Genomic DNA, 15,570 nt, shown 5'->3' on the forward strand with positions numbered 1-15,570 from the left:
GAGTCGATCATGCGGGCGACCGGCGGTCCGGGGGTGGGCCGTTGCCGGGGGATGGGTACCCTGCCCGCGTGGACGGTGGGGCGGACGGCGAACGGTTGGCGGCATCGCTCACCGCCTGGCTGGACCGGCTCGAATTCGTCGACCTGGGCACCGACGAGGTGACCGCGCGGATCATCGACGCGGTGTCGGCCTGGGCCGCCGAGCAGGGCTGGCGGTCCTACCGTCGGGCGGCGAGCGTGCTGCCGTTGCCCCCGCCGATGACCGACCGGCACTCGGTGCTGGACGTGGCGTGTGCCCGCCGCGACGGGCCGCCCGTGGTCGTCGAGGTCGACCACACCGACCGGCGGCGTACCTGGGAGAAGTTGGCGGCGGAGGCGGCGGCCGGCCGGGTGGCCCTCTGGGTGCGCTGGGGTCCGGGGCGTTTCGCCGTGCCGCCGGCCCCGATCCACCCGGTCACCTGCGAGGTGCTCCGGCTGTCCGGGCCGCCGGGCGCGGGTCGCCGGCACCGCCGGACCCGGGAGTCGGCCCGCCCGGCACCCGTCCACTCGGCCCGGGACGTCGACCCGGTCGTCGAGCCGCTGCCGCTTCCGTCGGCGGACCCCGGCGCGGCCTGACCGGGGGCGGCTATTCGAAGCGGGTCGGGTCGCCCGCGCCGTACCGGACGATCTCCGGCTCGTCGGCGGAGAAGTCGATCACGGTGGTGGGCAGGGTGCCGCACTCGCCGGAGTCGATGACGGCGTCGATCGCGTGGTCGAGCCGTTCCTTGATCTCCCAGCCCTGGGTCATCGGCTCGGTCTCGCCGGGCAGCAGCAGGGTGCTCGACACGAGCGGCTCGCCCAGCGCCGCCAGCAGCGCCTGCGCGACCGGATGATCGGGGATGCGTACCCCGACGGTTTTCTTCCTGGGGTGCAGCAGCCGGCGCGGCACCTCCTTGGTGGCCGGCAGGATGAAGGTGTAGCTGCCCGGGGTGGCCGCCTTCAGTGACCGGAACACCGCGTTGTTGATCTGCACGAACTGGCCGAGCTGCGCGAAGTCCCGGCACACCAGGGTGAAGTGGTGCTTGCTGTCCAGGTGCCGGATCTCCCGGATCCGGTCGAGACCGTCCCGGTTGCCCAGTTGGCAACCGAGCGCGAAGCACGAGTCCGTCGGGTAGGCGACCAGGCCGTCGGCCCGCAGCAGGTCGACCACCCGGGCGATCGTCCGGGGCTGCGGGTTCTCCGGGTGTACGTCGAGATAGCTCGCCATGGCGGCGAGCCTAGTGCGCGGCAGCCGCGCTCGCCGGTGGGCCCGGAGCACGCCCCGCGCCCAGCGGAGCAGGTGGCATCCGCCGGCCCGGCACTGGAAGCAGCGGCGCAGGGTCGACCGCCCGTCCGGTGCCTCGTGGTGCTGCGCCACCACCCGCTGCGCGGTCCAGATGACCAGGGCGGGCGTGATCGGTCCGTCGTCCATCGGCATGGTCGGCCCCTCCCGGGTACGGGCAGATCCGGGCACCGATCCCCGATCAGGTACCCGGACCGCCACCGGATGTGCCCCATCAGCATCACTTGCAACATGCACACCGTCAAGGTTGCAAGTGGCAACGTGTGAACGGCGCACGTGCATACGGTCGCAGCGTGAGACTCGTGGCCCTCTCCGACATCGCGGACATGCTCGGTGGCGTGTCACGCACCAGGGCCACCGAGATCACGAACCGCCCGACCTTTCCGGCACCGATCGACACCGTGGCCAGTGGCAAGGTCCGGGTCTGGGACCGGGCCGCGGTGGACGCGTGGATCAGGAAGTACCGGCCGAACCAACCGCGCGGCGCGGACGACGACGAGCGCTGAACGGCTCCGGACCGATCCGGTGAGGTGGCCTCCGGTGTCGGGGGTGGCCGTTACCGTGTGAGCGTGGCGACGGCGGCCGAGGAGATCCAGGTGGGGGAGCGGCTGGTCCGCGTCTCCAGCCCCGACAAGCCGTACTTTCCCGAGCGCGGCCTGACCAAGCGGGACGTGGTCGGCTACTTCCTGGCCGTCGGCGACGGCATCCTGCGCGCCCTGCGGGACCGGCCCACGATGCTGGAGCGCTGGCCACGCGGCGTGTTCGAGGGGGCGAAGATCGGCACCCGGCAGGACAACCGGGGTGACGCCTTCTATCAGAAACGGCTCCCGGCCGGCGCTCCCGACTGGGTGCGCACCGCCCACCTCACGTTCCCCAGCGGCCGTACCGCCGACGAGGTCGCGCCGAGCGAGCTGGCGGTGGTGATCTGGGCGGCCAACCTCGGCACCCTGCGGTTCCACCCGTGGCCGGTGACGGCGGCCGACGTGGAGCGCCCCGACCAGCTCCGGATCGACCTGGACCCGATGCCGGGTGTCGGCTTCGACCGGGTGGTGCCGGTGGCGCACGAGGTCCGGGCCTTCCTCGCCGAGCTGGGCATGGTCGGCTACCCCAAGACCACCGGCGGGCGCGGCCTGCACGTCTATCTGTCCATCGAGCCCCGGTGGAGTTTCGGCGAGTGCCGGCGCGCGGTGCTCGCCCTGGGCCACGAGCTGGGGCGTCGGCTGCCCGACCTGGTCACCACCACCTGGTGGCGCGAGCAGCGCGACCGGCCGGTCTTCATCGACTACAACCAGATGGCCCGCGACCACACGGTGACCTCGGCGTACTCGATCCGGCCCACCCCGGCGGCGCTGGTGTCGGCCCCGCTGGACTGGGCGGAGCTGGACGACGCCCGCCCGGAGGACTTCGACGTGGTGAGCATGCCGGCCCGGTTCGCCGAGCGCGGTGACCCGCACGCCGGCCTGGACGGCGACCGCTTCTCGCTGGAGCCGCTGCTGGCCCTGGCCGACCGCGCCGGTCTGGCCGCCCCGCCGGAACGCTGACCGCCCGCGCGACCGCCCCACCGCAGGACCGACCGCGCCGCGCCGGCCGGTCGCGCGGGCCGCTCAGGCCCAGGGGCTGCCGGCGCCGTCGAACTCGTCGAAGACCAGCCACGTCCGGGTGGACAGCACCCCGGCGATGCCCTGCACCCGGCTGAGCACCACGTCCCGCAGGGTGGCGTTGTCGGGCGCGCGGACCAGCGCCAACACGTCGTGCTCCCCGCTGAGCAGCGCCACGTGCTCGATGTAGCGCACCCGGGCCAGTTCCGCCGACACCTCCCGCCAGGTGTTCTGCTGGATGGTCAGCGAGATGTACGCCGAGGTGCCCAGCCCGGCCGGCTCCGGCGCGACCAGCGCCCGGAAGCCGGTCACCACCCCGTCGCGCAGCAGCCGTTCCAGCCGGGCGTACGCGTTGGTGCGTGACACGTGCACCCGTTCGGCGAGGGTGCGCACCGACATCCGGCCGTCGCGGACCAGCTCGGCGAGGATGCGCCGGTCCACCTCGTCCAGCGGTGTGGCCGAACGTCCCGTTCCGCCCGGCCCGGCCCGGGCGGGGGTGGTCTCCTGGCCCATCAGCAGCTCCTCGAAATGCCAATCGTCCCGCGTTGGGCGCGCATGTTGAGTCAATCATCCGACGGCAGGAGCATAGGGCCACCACACGTCCAGGAGGTCCCCGCCGTGACGACCACACCCCAGGCGGTCCGCAGGGCATCCCCGCGTACCCGTCGACCGGCCACCCCGGTCGCCCCCGAACCCACCGCCGGCCTGCTCCCGCAGACCGAGCCGGTCCGGCTGCTCGACCCCGACGGCACCCCGCTGCCGCCCCGGGCCGACCTGCCCGAGCCGCCGGTCGAGACGCTGCGCGAGATGTACCGCCGGATGGTCGTCGGCCGGCGCTTCGACGCGCAGTCCACCGCCCTGACCAAACAGGGCCGGCTCGCCGTCTACCCGTCCTCGCGCGGCCAGGAGGCGTGCCAGGTCGGCGCGGTGCTGGCGCTGCGCGACGACGACTGGGTGTTCCCCACCTACCGGGAGTCGATGGCGCTGACCGCCCGGGGCATCGACCCGGTCGAGGTGCTCACCCTGCTGCGCGGCGACTGGCACTGCGGGTACGACCCGACGGTGGTCCGCACCGCGCCGCAGTGCACCCCGCTGGCGACCCAGTGCGTGCACGCCGCCGGGCTGGCCTACGGGGAGTCCTACCAGGGGCGGGACACCGTCGCGCTGGCCTTCATCGGCGACGGCGCGACAAGCGAGGGCGACTTCCACGAGGGGCTCAACTTCGCGGCCGTGTTCAAGGCCCCGGTCGTCTACTTCGTGCAGAACAACAAGTACGCGATCAGCGTCCCGCTGTCCCGGCAGACGGCCGCGCCGAGCCTGGCCTACAAGGGCGTCGGCTACGGGGTGCCCAGCGAGCAGGTCGACGGCAACGACCCCGTCGCCGTCCTGGCGGTGCTCACCCGGGCGGTGGCGCACGCCCGCGCCGGGCACGGGCCGTACCTGGTGGAGGCGCACACCTACCGGATGGAGGCGCACACCAACGCCGACGACGCCAGCCGCTACCGGGACCCCGACGAGGTGGAGGCGTGGCGGGACCGCGACCCGGTGGCCCGGCTGGAGGCGTACCTGCGCAGCCGGGGCGAGCTGGACGACGCGGCGGTGGCGCAGGTCGCCGCCGAGGCCGAGGCGTACGCCGCCGACCTGCGGGAGCGGATGCACGCCCAGCCGACTGTCGACCCGCTGAGCCTGTTCGACCACGTCTACGCCGAGCCGACCCCGCAACTGGTCGAGCAGCGCGAGATGGTCCGGGCCGAGCTGGCCGCCGACGCGGAGGGGGACGCCTGATGGCCACCATGACCATGGCGAAGGCGCTCAACGCCGCGCTCGCCGACGCGATGCTCGACGACGAACGGGTGCTCGTCTTCGGTGAGGACGTCGGGCAGCTCGGCGGGGTCTTCCGGATCACCGACGGGTTGCAGGCCCGGTTCGGCGACAAGCGCTGCTTCGACACCCCGCTGGCCGAGGCCGGCATCGTCGGTTTCGCGGTCGGCCTGGCCATGTCCGGGCTGCGGCCGGTGGTCGAGATGCAGTTCGACGCGTTCGCCTACCCGGCGTTCGAGCAGATCGCCTCGCACGTGGCGAAGCTGCGCAACCGCACCCGGGGGGCGCTGAGCGTGCCGATGGTCATCCGGGTGCCGTACGCCGGTGGCATCGGCGGGGTCGAGCACCACTGTGACTCGTCGGAGGCGTACTACGCGCACACCCCCGGGCTGAAGGTGGTCACCCCGGCGACGGTCGAGGATGCGTACTCGCTGCTGCGGGAGGCGATCGCCGACCCGGACCCGGTGGTGTTCCTGGAGCCGAAGAAGCTCTACTTCGCCAGCGGCGAGGCCGAGTTGCCGGCCCGGACCGCCCCGTTCGGCCGGGCCGTCGTCCGGCGGCCCGGCACCGACGCCACCCTGGTCGCGTACGGCCCGGCGGTGCCGGTGGCGCTGGAGGCCGCCGAGGCCGCCCGGGAGGACGGCTGGGACCTGGAGGTCGTCGACGTGCGGACCATCGTGCCGTTCGACGACGCCACCGTCACCGCCTCGGTCCGCCGCACCGGCCGGTGCGTGGTGATCACCGAGGCGCAGGGCTTCGCCGGGGTCGGCGCGGAGATCGCCGCCCGGGTGCAGGAGCGTTGCTTCCACGCCCTGCACGCGCCGGTGCTGCGGGTGTCCGGGCTGGACATCCCCTACCCGGCGCCGATGCTGGAGCACACCCACCTGCCCGGGGTGGACCGGGTCCTCGACACCGTGGCCCGCCTTCAGTGGGACGACCGGCCCGACCCGCGCTGGCTGGTGCAGGGGAGCGCGGCGTGAGCGCCCCTACCGCCACCGGCACCCGGGTGTTCCTCCTGCCCGACCTCGGCGAGGGGCTGAGCGAGGCCGAGATCGTCGAGTGGAAGGTCGCCGTCGGTGACGTGGTCACCGTGGACCAGAGCGTGGTGGAGGTGGAGACCGCCAAGGCCGTGGTCGACGTGCCCTGCCCGTACGCCGGGCGGGTGGTCGCGTTGCACGGCGCGGCCGGCGAGACGCGCCCGGTCGGCCAGCCGCTGATCACCATCGCGCCCGCCGACGGCGGCGACGAACCCGCCGGGCACGCCACCTACCGCGAGGAGGAGCGGGCCGGCTCCGGCAACGTCCTGATCGGGTACGGCACCGGCCACGGCGGCACCCGGCGGCGGCGACGCCCCCGGCTGACCCTGGCCCCGGAGCCGGCCGCCGCACCCGTCGCGGAGCCGGCCACCGGGTCCGCCCCCGTGGGCACCGTCGGCCCGTCGTCCGAGCCGAGGGTCCCGGCCGGCGCGGGGGTGGACGCCCCGGCCACCGGGGTGAACACCGACGGCGTCGTCCCGTCGGCGGGGGACGGCACCTCCCCGACCGGCGGGACGGCACCGCTGGTCATCTCGCCGATCGTGCGCCGGCTCGCCCGCGAGCACGGGGTGGACCTGGGTGGGCTGCGTGGCACCGGTCCGGGTGGCGTGATCCGTCGCTCTGACGTGGAGGCCGCGCTGGCCACCCTGCCGGCCCGGCCCGCCGCGCGTGACCAGCACACCGCAGGCCCGGCCCCGGCCGACCCGGGCGGGCCCCTCGCCGCCGCGGACCCGGCACCGACGGCGCACGTCGGCCTCGCCCCGTCCGACGCGTCCGACGTCGTCATCCCGCTGACCGGCATCCGCCGGGTGATCGCCGACAAGCTCTCCCGCAGCCGCCGGGAGATCCCCGAGGTGACCATCTGGGTGGACGCGGACGCCACCGCGCTGCTGGCCACCCGGGCGGCGATCAACGCGGCCACCCCGGACGCCCCGGTCAGCGTGCTGGCCCTGCTGGCCCGGATCTGCCTCAGCGGCCTGCGCCGGTTCCCGCAGCTCAACGCGCACGTCGACACCGAGGGGCAGCGCATCGTCCAGTCGGCCGGGGTGCACCTGGGCATCGCCGCGCAGACCGACCGGGGCCTGCTCGTGCCGGTGCTGCGCGACGCCCAGCGGCTGACCACCCGGGAGTTGGCCGCCGCCCTGGCGCAGACCACCGCCGACGCCCGTGCCGGCACCCTGCCGCCGGCCCGGCTCACCGGCGGCACCTTCACCCTCAACAACTACGGCGTGTTCGGGGTGGACGGTTCCACCCCGATCATCAACCACCCGGAGGCGGCGCTGCTCGGGGTGGGGCGGATCGTGGACAAGCCGTGGGTGGTCGACGGGCAGTTGGCGGTCCGCAAGGTGACCCAGCTCAGCCTCACCTTCGACCACCGGGTCTGCGACGGCGGGGTGGCCGGCGGGTTCCTGCGCCACGTCGCCGACTGCGTCGAACAGCCGGCGCTGCTGGTGGCGAACGTCTGAGCGGTACGCCCGGAGCCGGTCACCCTGGGCGGGGTGGCCGGCTCCGTCGTGCCGCCCGGCGTTCGTCCGGTTCGCCGGGACGACCGGTCGGGAGGCGTTTTCCGGTCGGCGGGCCGGGAATCCGACGCGGGTCACGGACGCGCCGCACCTCTGCGGGCGCGCACCGCCGCCCCGCGTACGCCCGGTCGCGGCCCCAGCCGTGTCGGTCGTGGACGCACCGCCGAGAGGAGCCACCCGTGCCGTACCAGGGTCTGCCCGTCGCCGTCCGGGACCGCCGTCCCCCCGTCGCCGGTGCGCCGCTGTGGTGCGACGCCCAGGACTACGGGTTGACCGGCGACGGGGTGACCAACGACCAACCCGCGCTGGCGGCCCTGGTGGACCGGCTCGGTGACGGCTACGCGGCCGACGGCCGGGCCCGGGTGATCTGGTGCCCGCCGGGCATCTACTCCATCCGCGACGCCGGCACGGTGTGGCGCAGCGGGGTGTCGCTGATCGGTGCCGGCCCGGCCGCCACCCGGTTCCTGCTCAGCAACGAGGGCAACCGCAGCGACCCGACGCCGCTGGCGTTCTGGACGGTGCTCCAGCACGGCGCGGACCGGGACCGGCACATCGCCGACTGCACCTTCGCCGACTTCGAGATCGACGGCTCCGGGGTGGCCATGGCCGAGTACAACTACCTGGCCAAGGGCCTCGGGTTGCAGTACGTGGTGCGCGGGGTGTTCCGCAACCTCTACATCCACCACACGGCGGCCAGCGGCCTGGGCTGCGACTTCCTCCAGGACACCCTGGTCGAGGGGGTGGTGGTGGTCGGCTGCGGCCGGCTGGACAACGGCGAGCAGATGGGCGGCGCGGGCATCGGCATCGGCATCGGCGGCTGGGGCGACATGGAGCGGCTCACCATCGCCAACTGCACCGCCCTGGCCAACGGCACCAACGGCATCTTCCTGGAACTCCAGAAGGACTACTGGACGCCGCCGCGCGGCTACCGGATCGTCGGCTGCCACAGCCAGGGCAACCGGTTCGGCATCTCCGACTGGGGGGCCGACGGCCTGATCGTCACCGGCTGCACGATGACCGGCAACCTGGAGGCCGGCTACGACGTGTCGGGCAACGGCACCTCCGGGGTCGCCGGCCGGGGTGGCCTGCTCACCGACTGCGTCATCGACGGCAACGAGGGCGACGGGATCAGCATGGGCAACACCCCGGGCCCGTACACGGTGCGGGGCAACCGGATCAGCGGCAACGGCGGCTACGGCTACCACCAGCACGACCTGGGCCGGGGTTATCCGCACCCGGCGCAGGACGTGGTGGTGGAGAGCAACGAGTTCTGGGGCAACGGCCTGGACGCGATCCGGGTGGACCGTCCGATGACCGACGCGATGGTGCTCGACAACCGCATCCGCAACAACGGCCGGCGGTGCGCCGAGGCGTCCCACGGTGGCGGCGAGTCGGTCCGCTACAGCGAACGGTCCCTGGTCGACCGCTCGGCGACCTGGGCGCAGGACAGCCACCGGGGCAAGGTACTGCGGGTCGGCCGGCGGGTCGCCGTGGTGGCCACGAACACCGCCACCGAACTGCACCTCGCCCCGGTACGTCCCGACGCGTACAGCGGGTGGAGCGGGGACACCCCGCTGCCGGGCACCGCGTACGAACTGCCGGCCGCGCCGCCGACCCGGGCCGGCATCGCGATCAACGCGGCGTTCGACTCGGCGACGGTGCGCGGCAACCGGATCTGGGACAACCACGACGACCGCACCCAGACCCACGGGATGTGGATCACTGCCCGGGGCAGTTGTGTCGACTGCCGGGTCGAGGACAACGACCTGGCCGGCAACGCGGTGGCGGCCCTTCGGCTGGACACCCCGCCGGTCGGTGGGCGGTGGCACCGCAACCACGGCGACCAGGACTGGGACTGACCGTCCGGGGTGTCCCGGCACGGCCGATCCCGGACATCGGCGGCACCGTGGCCTCCCGTGGCCCGCCGGGGTCGATAAGCCCGGCCCCGCCCGCCCGGTTCCCCGGAAAGCCCGACCCGGCCCGAGAAACGCTGTACAGAATGTGGCCAAGGGACTGGAAATGGGGGACGGAATATGGACGTGAGGCGGCGATTGACGCTAATGGCGGTGACCATCGCGGCCACACCGTTGGTTTTCGGCGGGTGCACCGCCGAGCGGAAGCCGGCGGCCGGTGCGGCGCCCGGTGCGGCGGCGGGCCCCACAGTGACGGTGACGCCCGCCGACCGGACGAAGGGCGTTCCGGTCAGCGCGGAGGTCGGTGCCACCGTGAGCAACGGCCGGGTGACCAGCGTCAAGCTCACCGACGACAAGGGCAGGGCGGTGGCCGGGGAGCCGCGGGAGGACGGGTCGAGTTGGGTGCCGGCGGCCCCGCTGGGCAGCGGCCGGACCTACACCGCGGAGGTCACCGCGACCGGCGACGCGGGCCGGACGACCGTCGGGCGCACCACGTTCACGACGGCCACGACGAATACGAACCGGCAGGCGCTGACCAGCGTGCTCTATTTCGCCGGGAACCAGACGTACGGCACCGCGATGCCGGTGACGGTCGCGTTCGAACCGGCCGTTCCGAAAGAGGCCAGGGCGGCCGTGCAGCGACGATTGTTCGTGAAGACCGATCCGCCCCAGCCGGGCACCTGGTCGTGGCTGGAGGACGGCAGCCAGGTCTACTACCGGGCCCCCGACTTCTGGCGTACCGGGACGACGATCAGCGTCCGTTCGGCGCTTGCGGGGTTGCCCATCGGCAAGGAGTACGTCGGTGACGCCGACCGGCGGTCCACCTCGAAGATCGGCCGGCAGGTCGCCCTGGACATCGACAACGCCACCAAGCAGATGTCGGTCTTCCAGGACGGCAAGCTGATCCGCCGGATCCCGGTCAGCCTCGGCAAGCCGAGCACCCCGAGTTCCAGCGGCAAGATGGTGATCATGGAGAAGCACCAGCAGACCCGCTTCGACACGCGGGGCGAGCCCGACGGCGGCTACGTGGTCGACGTCGAGGACGCCCAGCGCCTCACCTGGGGCGGCGAGTTCATCCACGCCGCACCCTGGTCGGAGGGGGACCAGGGCTACACCAACGTCTCGCACGGCTGCGCCAACGTCTCCTCGGCCGCCGCCGACTGGCTGATGGGCATCACCCAGGTCGGTGACCTGGTGACCGTGAAGGGCACCGAGGTGCCGCTGCGGCCGGGCAACGGCTGGACCGCCTGGAACACGAGCTGGGCCGAGTTCGCCCGGGGCAGCGCGCTGCCCGTACCGCCGGGGTTGAAGCCGGCCCCCGCCACCAGCCCGCCGCACCCGGGGGCGGTCGCCGGTGGCTCGTCGCCGGCCCCCGCGCCGTCGGCCAGCGGCGGCTGACCGCACCCGACCGCACCGGCACGACCGGCCGTTCCGACGGCCGGTCGTGCCGGTGCGGCTCCACCCTGAGAAGGACTCGGGGTCGGCTCCGGGGCGACCCTGGGACTACCCCGAAACCCGCCCTGGGCAGGGCGGAAACGTCAGAGGTGGGGGCTAGATTCGGGGCATGACGCAGGAAGAGGACCGGTTCCACGTGCGGCTGCGGGTGGCCGACGACGTGGTCGAGGTGCGCGCGGTCGGTGAGATCGACATCGCCACCGTGGGCGCGTTCCGGGCCGCCCTCTGGGCCGCACCGGCCCGCCCGCTGCTCCGGCTCGACCTCTCCGGGGTCCAGGTGCTCTCCGCCGCCGGGGTGCGGGCGCTGGTCGCCGCGCACCTCAGGGTCCGGGCCCGGGGCGGTGAGCTGGTGGTGGTCGACCCCGATCCGGTGGTCGCCCGGGTGCTGCGGGTCGGCGGCCTGCACCGCGTCATCGCCGTCCGGCACGGCGACGCCCCGGTCGCGACCGTGTCCCGCCCGCTGGCCGCCTGCGCCTGACCGCAGGCCCGGCGACCCGCCGGGACCGCGCCTGCAAGGTCCGGCGACCGGGGCAGCAGTGGAGTCCGGGCCGCGCCGCAGGGGCCGGCGGTGGGGCCGCCGGGCGGTACCGGCGACCCCGACCGACGTCAGCGCACGCCGAGCAGGTCGACGACGAAGACCAGGGTCTCGTTCGGCTTGATCACGCCGCCCGCGCCCCGGCTGCCGTAGCCCAGGTGCGGCGGGATGGTGAGCCGACGGCGACCGCCGACCTTCATCCCCACCACGCCCTGGTCCCAGCCGGCGATGACCTGACCGCCGCCGAGCGGGAACTCGAACGCCTCGCCCCGGTTCCAGGACGCGTCGAACTCACGGCCGGTGGAGTGGGACACCCCCACGTAGTGCACGTTGGCGAGCTGGCCGGGACGCGCCTCCGGGCCCTCCCCGACGGTGATGTCCTCGATCACCAGGTCGGCCGGGGCCGCACCCTCGATCGGGCCGATCTCCGGCTTGCCTGCCTGGGGCGTGTTCATCTGCTGTTCTCCTCTGTCGTCACCCGATCGTCCGGACGGTGTCGATCCTGCCCGATCGCGGCACCCCGGCTGCCGCGGGCCCCGCCGACCGGGCCCGCGCGTCGCGGCACCCGGCCCGCCGCAGCTGCCGTGCGCGGGGCCGGACGCAGACGCGGCAGGGGCGCCACCGTGGCGGTGGCGCCCCTGCCGGTCGGTCGACCACCCGGGCGGGTGGGACCGGTCACCTGAGCCAGCCGAACCGGCGGACCAGCGGGAGGGTGGCCCAGACCCGGCCGAGGCCGAGGGTGTTCCCCGCGCCGACCAGGGCGAGGCCGGCCAGCACCGCGGCGTAGATCAGGTGGTCGTCCATGAAGAGGTTGTTCTCGGGAGGCAGGACGGCGGTCCACATCAGCACCATGAGCAGGCCACCGGCGGCGGCGGCGATCCGCATCCCGATGCCGAGCAGCAGGGCCACCCCGATCCCGGCCAGGCCGATCATGAACAGCCAGTCGGCCCAGGCCGCCCCGGCGATGTCCTGGTAGATCCCCTGGAACGGGCCGGTCGCGCCGAAGGCGAGGAACCCCTTGGTCGGGCTGCCGCCGTTGATCCAGGCGTTCTTCGTCGCGGTCTCGTGGCCGAGGCCGAACAGCTTGTCCAGGAACGCCCAGAGGAAGATCCAGCCGAGGGCCAGCCGGGTTCCGGCCCAGACGTACCGGGCGGCCCGCTGGCGGGTGGTCTCGGTTCCGGCCACCGGTGCGATGGTCCTGGCGGTGGTGTTCCGCTCGATCGTCGCGGTCATGGTCTCCACGTCCCTTCTCTGCCTGGCACCGCACTTCCCGGTGGCAGTTACATTCCACGCCGGTCGGCGCGGTCCCGGCAGGGCCGACCGGTCCGTGCCGGGGCGGGACCTAAGTCCCCTGGTACGGCCGTCCGGACGGGACCTTCGGCCTCCGGGTGACCGGTCCACCCGCCCCTGCCCCGACCTGCCGGCGCGGCCCTAGCGTCGGACGGGAGAACCGGGCGAGGAGGTCGTGATGAGGACGTGGCAGGTGGACGACGTGATGACCCGGGAGGTCGCCACGGTGGGGGAGGAGACCCCGTACCGGGCGATCGTCGACATCCTGATCCGCCGGGGCGTCAGCGCGGTGCCGGTGGTGGACGACTTCCGTCGGGTGCTGGGGGTGGTGTCCGAGGCTGACCTGTTGCACAAGGTGGAGCACTCCGGGGCGCACGAGGAACGCCGGGTGTTCACCGGGCGTCGGCGTCGGGCGTCCCGGGAGAAGGCGGGGGCGCTGCTGGCCAAGGAGCTGATGACCGCGCCGGCCGTCACCACCCACCCGGGGGCGTCGCTGCCGGCGGCGGCCCGGCTGATGGACCGGGAGGCGGTCAAGCGGCTGCCCGTCCTGGACGACCTGGGCCGGCTGGTCGGCATCGTCACCCGCAGCGACCTGCTGCGGGTGCACCTGCGCACCGACGCCGAGATCCGCGAGGACGTGGTGCAGGAGGTGCTGCGCCGGGTGCTGGCCGTGCGGGACGGACTGGTCACCGTGCAGGTCCGCGACGGCGCGGTGCGGTTGGACGGCCGGCTGGACCGGCGGACCGCCGCCGAACTGGCGGAGAAACTCGCCGGCCAGGTCAGCGGGGTGGTCCAGGTCACCAGCACCATCGGGTACGACGTGGACGACGCCGGCCTGACCGAGCGGGGGATCACCCCGGTGGCCTGACCGCCACCCGGTCTGAGCGCCGGGGCGGACGGTCAGACCGGGGCGGCCAGTTGGGCGGCGAGCAGGGCCGGCGCCTCGGCCAGCGACGGGCCGTACCAGGTGAGGTGGCGGCCGGAGACCAGCGCGCAGGGGACGCCGGGGAAGGCGTCCGGCCCGTCGTCGGCGGTGAACGCGTAGGGCTCGTCGGGAAGGACCACCAGGTCGGGCCGGCGGGCCCGCAGCGCGTCGAGATCGGGACGCGGATAACGGTCCGGGTCGTCGTCGTACACGTTGACCACGCCGAGCCGGCGCAGCACGTCCCCGGCGAAGGTGTCCCCGCCGAGCACCACCCACGGCCGCCGCCACACCGGGACCACCGCCCGCCGGGGGCCGTCGGCGACGGCGGGCGCGGCCCAGGCCCGGCGGGCGTCGGTCAGCCAGCCGGGCTCCCCGGTCACGCCGAGCGCGGCGAGCACCCCGGCCAGTTCGTCGAGGGCCTGCGGCACGGTCCGGGGGTAGGTGACCAGCACCGGCACCCCGGCCGCGGTGAGCGCGTCCGCGTCGACGCGGCGGTTCTCCTCCACGTTGAGCAGCACCAGGTCCGGCCGCAGCGCCCGGACCCGGTCCAGGTCGGGGTACTTGCTGCCGCCGACCCGGGCGACGTCCAACCCCGCCGGGTGCACGCACCAGTCGGTCGCGCCGACCAGCAGCTCCGGCGCGGTCACCGCCACCGCCTCGGTCAGCGACGGCACCAACGAGACCACCCGCACGTCGTCCCCGTCCTCAGTGGGCGGCGGTGGCGACGGTTTCCCGGGCCACGGTGGCCACCGGCACACCCTCCCGGGCCGCCCACTCGACGGCGTGCCGCACCTCGGCCACCGGCAACGGCCGCCGGTCGGTCACGGTGACCGCCGTGTGCACCGCGAAGGACACGAACGGGTACGACCGGGCCAGCCCGGCCACGCAGTCGTGCACCTGACCGGCCACCGCCAGCGCCTCCTCCCGGGTCAACGCCGGCAGCACCAGCAGGTACTCGTCGGGGGTGAGGCGGACGGCCCGGTCGACCGGGCGCAGCGGCGCGGTCAGCGCGGCGATCACGGCCTGTGCCTCCCGTGCCGCGCTGCGGCGTCCGAACCGTTCCGGGGCGCCGGCCGGCTCACCGACGCGTACCCCGATCAGCGCCACCGGCAGGGTGCCGGCGGCGGTCACCCCGTCCATCCCGGTCCAGCGGCGCAACGTCGGCTCGTCCACCAGCCCCGGCGGGCCGTCCACCGGCTCGGCGTGCCGGCCCGGTGCGTTGCGGTGGGCGCGTTCGGCGCGGTCGGCCATCAGCCGCAACGCCGCCTCGGCCCGGCTCTCCCCGGGCGTCGCCGGCAGGTCCCGGACCCGGTGCAGCACCTGGTCGACGGCGGTCAGCGCGGCCGGGGGGAGCCGGTCGCCGAGCTGGGTGCGCAGCCGGATCACCTCGTGCAGCGCCTCGTCGCGGCGGAACCCCCAGCGGCCGGCGAACAGCCGCCCCTGCTCCAACGTGTCGGCCGGCACCGCCTCCCGGCGGTCCCGGGCCACCAGGCTCGCCCCGAACCGGGGGGTCAGCGCCACCACGCTCCACTCCCGGGCCAGTTCCTCGGTGCCGTCAAGCGTCACCGGGTACGCCCCGGCGGGCAGCTCCGGCGGTGTCTGCCCGACCAGCCCGACGACGGTGACCGCCGCGCCCGCCGCGATCCGGGCGTAGCGTTCCCGCTCCCGCAGGAAGTACGGCATCCGCTGGAACAGGGCGATCACCACCAGCGGGCCGTCCTCGGCGGTGGCCAGCGCCGACCGCTCGATGGCGTGGGAGACCGTGACGAGACTCCGCTTGGTCAACAGTTCCGGGGCCGGTCCGTCGTGCAGCACCCCGTGAGCGTAGAGATCGCGCCCGGGGTGCACCAACCGCCTGGTGCCGCGTCCGTCGTCCGAACCGGCGGGGCGGTGACCGCGGTCGACGTCCTAGACTCGGCCGGTCACCCTCGCCTGCCACGGACGGACCGACCCGACGATGACGCGTACCGCCACCGACGACGCCCGGCTGCGGCCGGTCCCGGCCGGTGCCGCGCCGCTGTTCGTCCGGGCCGGCCAGGCCGTGTACGCCGCCCGCCGGCTCGGCGACCTGGTGTCGCGCCGGCCGGCCGGGGTCACCGGGCACCAGTGGAGTCACTGATCGTGTCGCCGTCGAGATCGACGTCGTTGCGGTAGCC

17 protein-coding genes are annotated in these 15,570 nt (G+C 74.4%); 11 read left to right on the plus strand and 6 right to left on the minus strand.

What is annotated here, in order from left to right; genetic code table 11:
• Positions 1 to 68 precede the first annotated feature (68 nt).
• On the plus strand, positions 69 to 614 hold the full coding sequence (locus H1A17_RS24160; protein WP_194822961.1) for a hypothetical protein: 546 nt from the start codon (positions 69 to 71) through the stop codon (positions 612 to 614).
• Positions 615 to 624: 10 nt separating this feature from the next.
• Here H1A17_RS24160 and H1A17_RS24165 read toward each other — a convergent pair whose 3' ends face one another.
• Positions 625 to 1,245: an L-threonylcarbamoyladenylate synthase gene (locus H1A17_RS24165; protein ID WP_145922811.1), complete on the minus strand. Its 621-nt coding sequence runs from the start codon at positions 1,243 to 1,245 to the stop codon at positions 625 to 627.
• A gap of 377 nt (positions 1,246 to 1,622) precedes the next feature.
• On the opposite strand from H1A17_RS24165, the gene H1A17_RS24170 reads away from it, so the two are divergent.
• Complete coding sequence (locus tag H1A17_RS24170; protein WP_309236846.1) at positions 1,623 to 1,826, plus strand: hypothetical protein; 204 nt, start codon at positions 1,623 to 1,625, stop codon at positions 1,824 to 1,826.
• A 63-nt stretch (positions 1,827 to 1,889) separates the two neighbouring features.
• Entirely contained in the window at positions 1,890 to 2,861 is a 972-nt protein-coding gene (locus tag H1A17_RS24175) for a DNA polymerase domain-containing protein (protein ID WP_194822962.1), read from the plus strand.
• 63 nt (positions 2,862 to 2,924) lie between these two features.
• Here the strand turns inward: H1A17_RS24175 and H1A17_RS24180 are convergent, their stop codons facing one another.
• A complete protein-coding gene (locus tag H1A17_RS24180) occupies positions 2,925 to 3,431 on the minus strand; it encodes an Lrp/AsnC family transcriptional regulator (RefSeq protein ID WP_145919823.1) in 507 nt (168 codons plus the stop codon).
• Positions 3,432 to 3,503: 72 nt separating this feature from the next.
• On the opposite strand from H1A17_RS24180, the gene pdhA reads away from it, so the two are divergent.
• The 6 genes from pdhA (at position 3,504) to H1A17_RS24210 (ending at position 11,142) form a co-directional block, all read left to right on the plus strand.
• Positions 3,504 to 4,703, plus strand: a complete 1,200-nt coding sequence (gene pdhA / locus H1A17_RS24185) for a pyruvate dehydrogenase (acetyl-transferring) E1 component subunit alpha (RefSeq protein ID WP_194822969.1) — start codon at positions 3,504 to 3,506, stop codon at positions 4,701 to 4,703.
• Positions 4,703 to 5,719: an alpha-ketoacid dehydrogenase subunit beta gene (locus tag H1A17_RS24190; RefSeq protein ID WP_145919825.1), complete on the plus strand. Its 1,017-nt coding sequence runs from the start codon at positions 4,703 to 4,705 to the stop codon at positions 5,717 to 5,719. The genes pdhA and H1A17_RS24190 overlap by 1 nt, the downstream gene beginning before the upstream one ends.
• Positions 5,716 to 7,239, plus strand: coding sequence for a dihydrolipoamide acetyltransferase family protein (locus tag H1A17_RS24195; protein ID WP_145919826.1), 1,524 nt, complete (start codon positions 5,716 to 5,718; stop codon positions 7,237 to 7,239). The genes H1A17_RS24190 and H1A17_RS24195 overlap by 4 nt, the downstream gene beginning before the upstream one ends.
• A 236-nt stretch (positions 7,240 to 7,475) precedes the next feature.
• A complete protein-coding gene (locus H1A17_RS24200) occupies positions 7,476 to 9,155 on the plus strand; it encodes a right-handed parallel beta-helix repeat-containing protein (RefSeq protein ID WP_194822963.1) in 1,680 nt (559 codons plus the stop codon).
• 174 nt (positions 9,156 to 9,329) lie between these two features.
• Positions 9,330 to 10,607, plus strand: a complete 1,278-nt coding sequence (locus H1A17_RS24205) for an Ig-like domain-containing protein (protein ID WP_145919828.1) — start codon at positions 9,330 to 9,332, stop codon at positions 10,605 to 10,607.
• A gap of 166 nt (positions 10,608 to 10,773) precedes the next feature.
• Positions 10,774 to 11,142, plus strand: a complete 369-nt coding sequence (locus tag H1A17_RS24210) for an STAS domain-containing protein (protein WP_145919829.1) — start codon at positions 10,774 to 10,776, stop codon at positions 11,140 to 11,142.
• A gap of 128 nt (positions 11,143 to 11,270) precedes the next feature.
• Here the strand turns inward: H1A17_RS24210 and H1A17_RS24215 are convergent, their stop codons facing one another.
• Positions 11,271 to 11,654: an FKBP-type peptidyl-prolyl cis-trans isomerase gene (locus H1A17_RS24215; protein ID WP_088646491.1), complete on the minus strand. Its 384-nt coding sequence runs from the start codon at positions 11,652 to 11,654 to the stop codon at positions 11,271 to 11,273.
• A gap of 220 nt (positions 11,655 to 11,874) precedes the next feature.
• Positions 11,875 to 12,441 (minus strand): DoxX family membrane protein, encoded by a 567-nt coding sequence (locus tag H1A17_RS24220; protein WP_194822964.1) that lies wholly within the window; start codon positions 12,439 to 12,441, stop codon positions 11,875 to 11,877.
• Positions 12,442 to 12,667: 226 nt separating this feature from the next.
• Between H1A17_RS24220 and H1A17_RS24225 the strand changes: the two genes are divergently transcribed.
• Positions 12,668 to 13,357: a CBS domain-containing protein gene (locus tag H1A17_RS24225; RefSeq protein WP_194822965.1), complete on the plus strand. Its 690-nt coding sequence runs from the start codon at positions 12,668 to 12,670 to the stop codon at positions 13,355 to 13,357.
• 32 nt (positions 13,358 to 13,389) lie between these two features.
• On the opposite strand, the gene H1A17_RS24230 is transcribed toward H1A17_RS24225, so the two are convergent.
• Positions 13,390 to 14,106: a helical backbone metal receptor gene (locus H1A17_RS24230; RefSeq protein ID WP_145919832.1), complete on the minus strand. Its 717-nt coding sequence runs from the start codon at positions 14,104 to 14,106 to the stop codon at positions 13,390 to 13,392.
• Between the two features lie 13 nt (positions 14,107 to 14,119).
• Complete coding sequence (locus H1A17_RS24235) at positions 14,120 to 15,229, minus strand: DICT sensory domain-containing protein (protein ID WP_240762082.1); 1,110 nt, start codon at positions 15,227 to 15,229, stop codon at positions 14,120 to 14,122.
• 142 nt (positions 15,230 to 15,371) lie between these two features.
• On the opposite strand from H1A17_RS24235, the gene H1A17_RS24240 reads away from it, so the two are divergent.
• Complete coding sequence (locus H1A17_RS24240) at positions 15,372 to 15,533, plus strand: hypothetical protein (RefSeq protein ID WP_194822966.1); 162 nt, start codon at positions 15,372 to 15,374, stop codon at positions 15,531 to 15,533.
• The last annotated feature ends 37 nt before the right edge of the window (positions 15,534 to 15,570 follow it).

It is taken from the genome of Micromonospora sp. S-DT3-3-22 (assembly GCF_015354745.1).
Taxonomy (GTDB): Bacteria; Actinomycetota; Actinomycetes; order Mycobacteriales; family Micromonosporaceae; genus Micromonospora; species Micromonospora wenchangensis.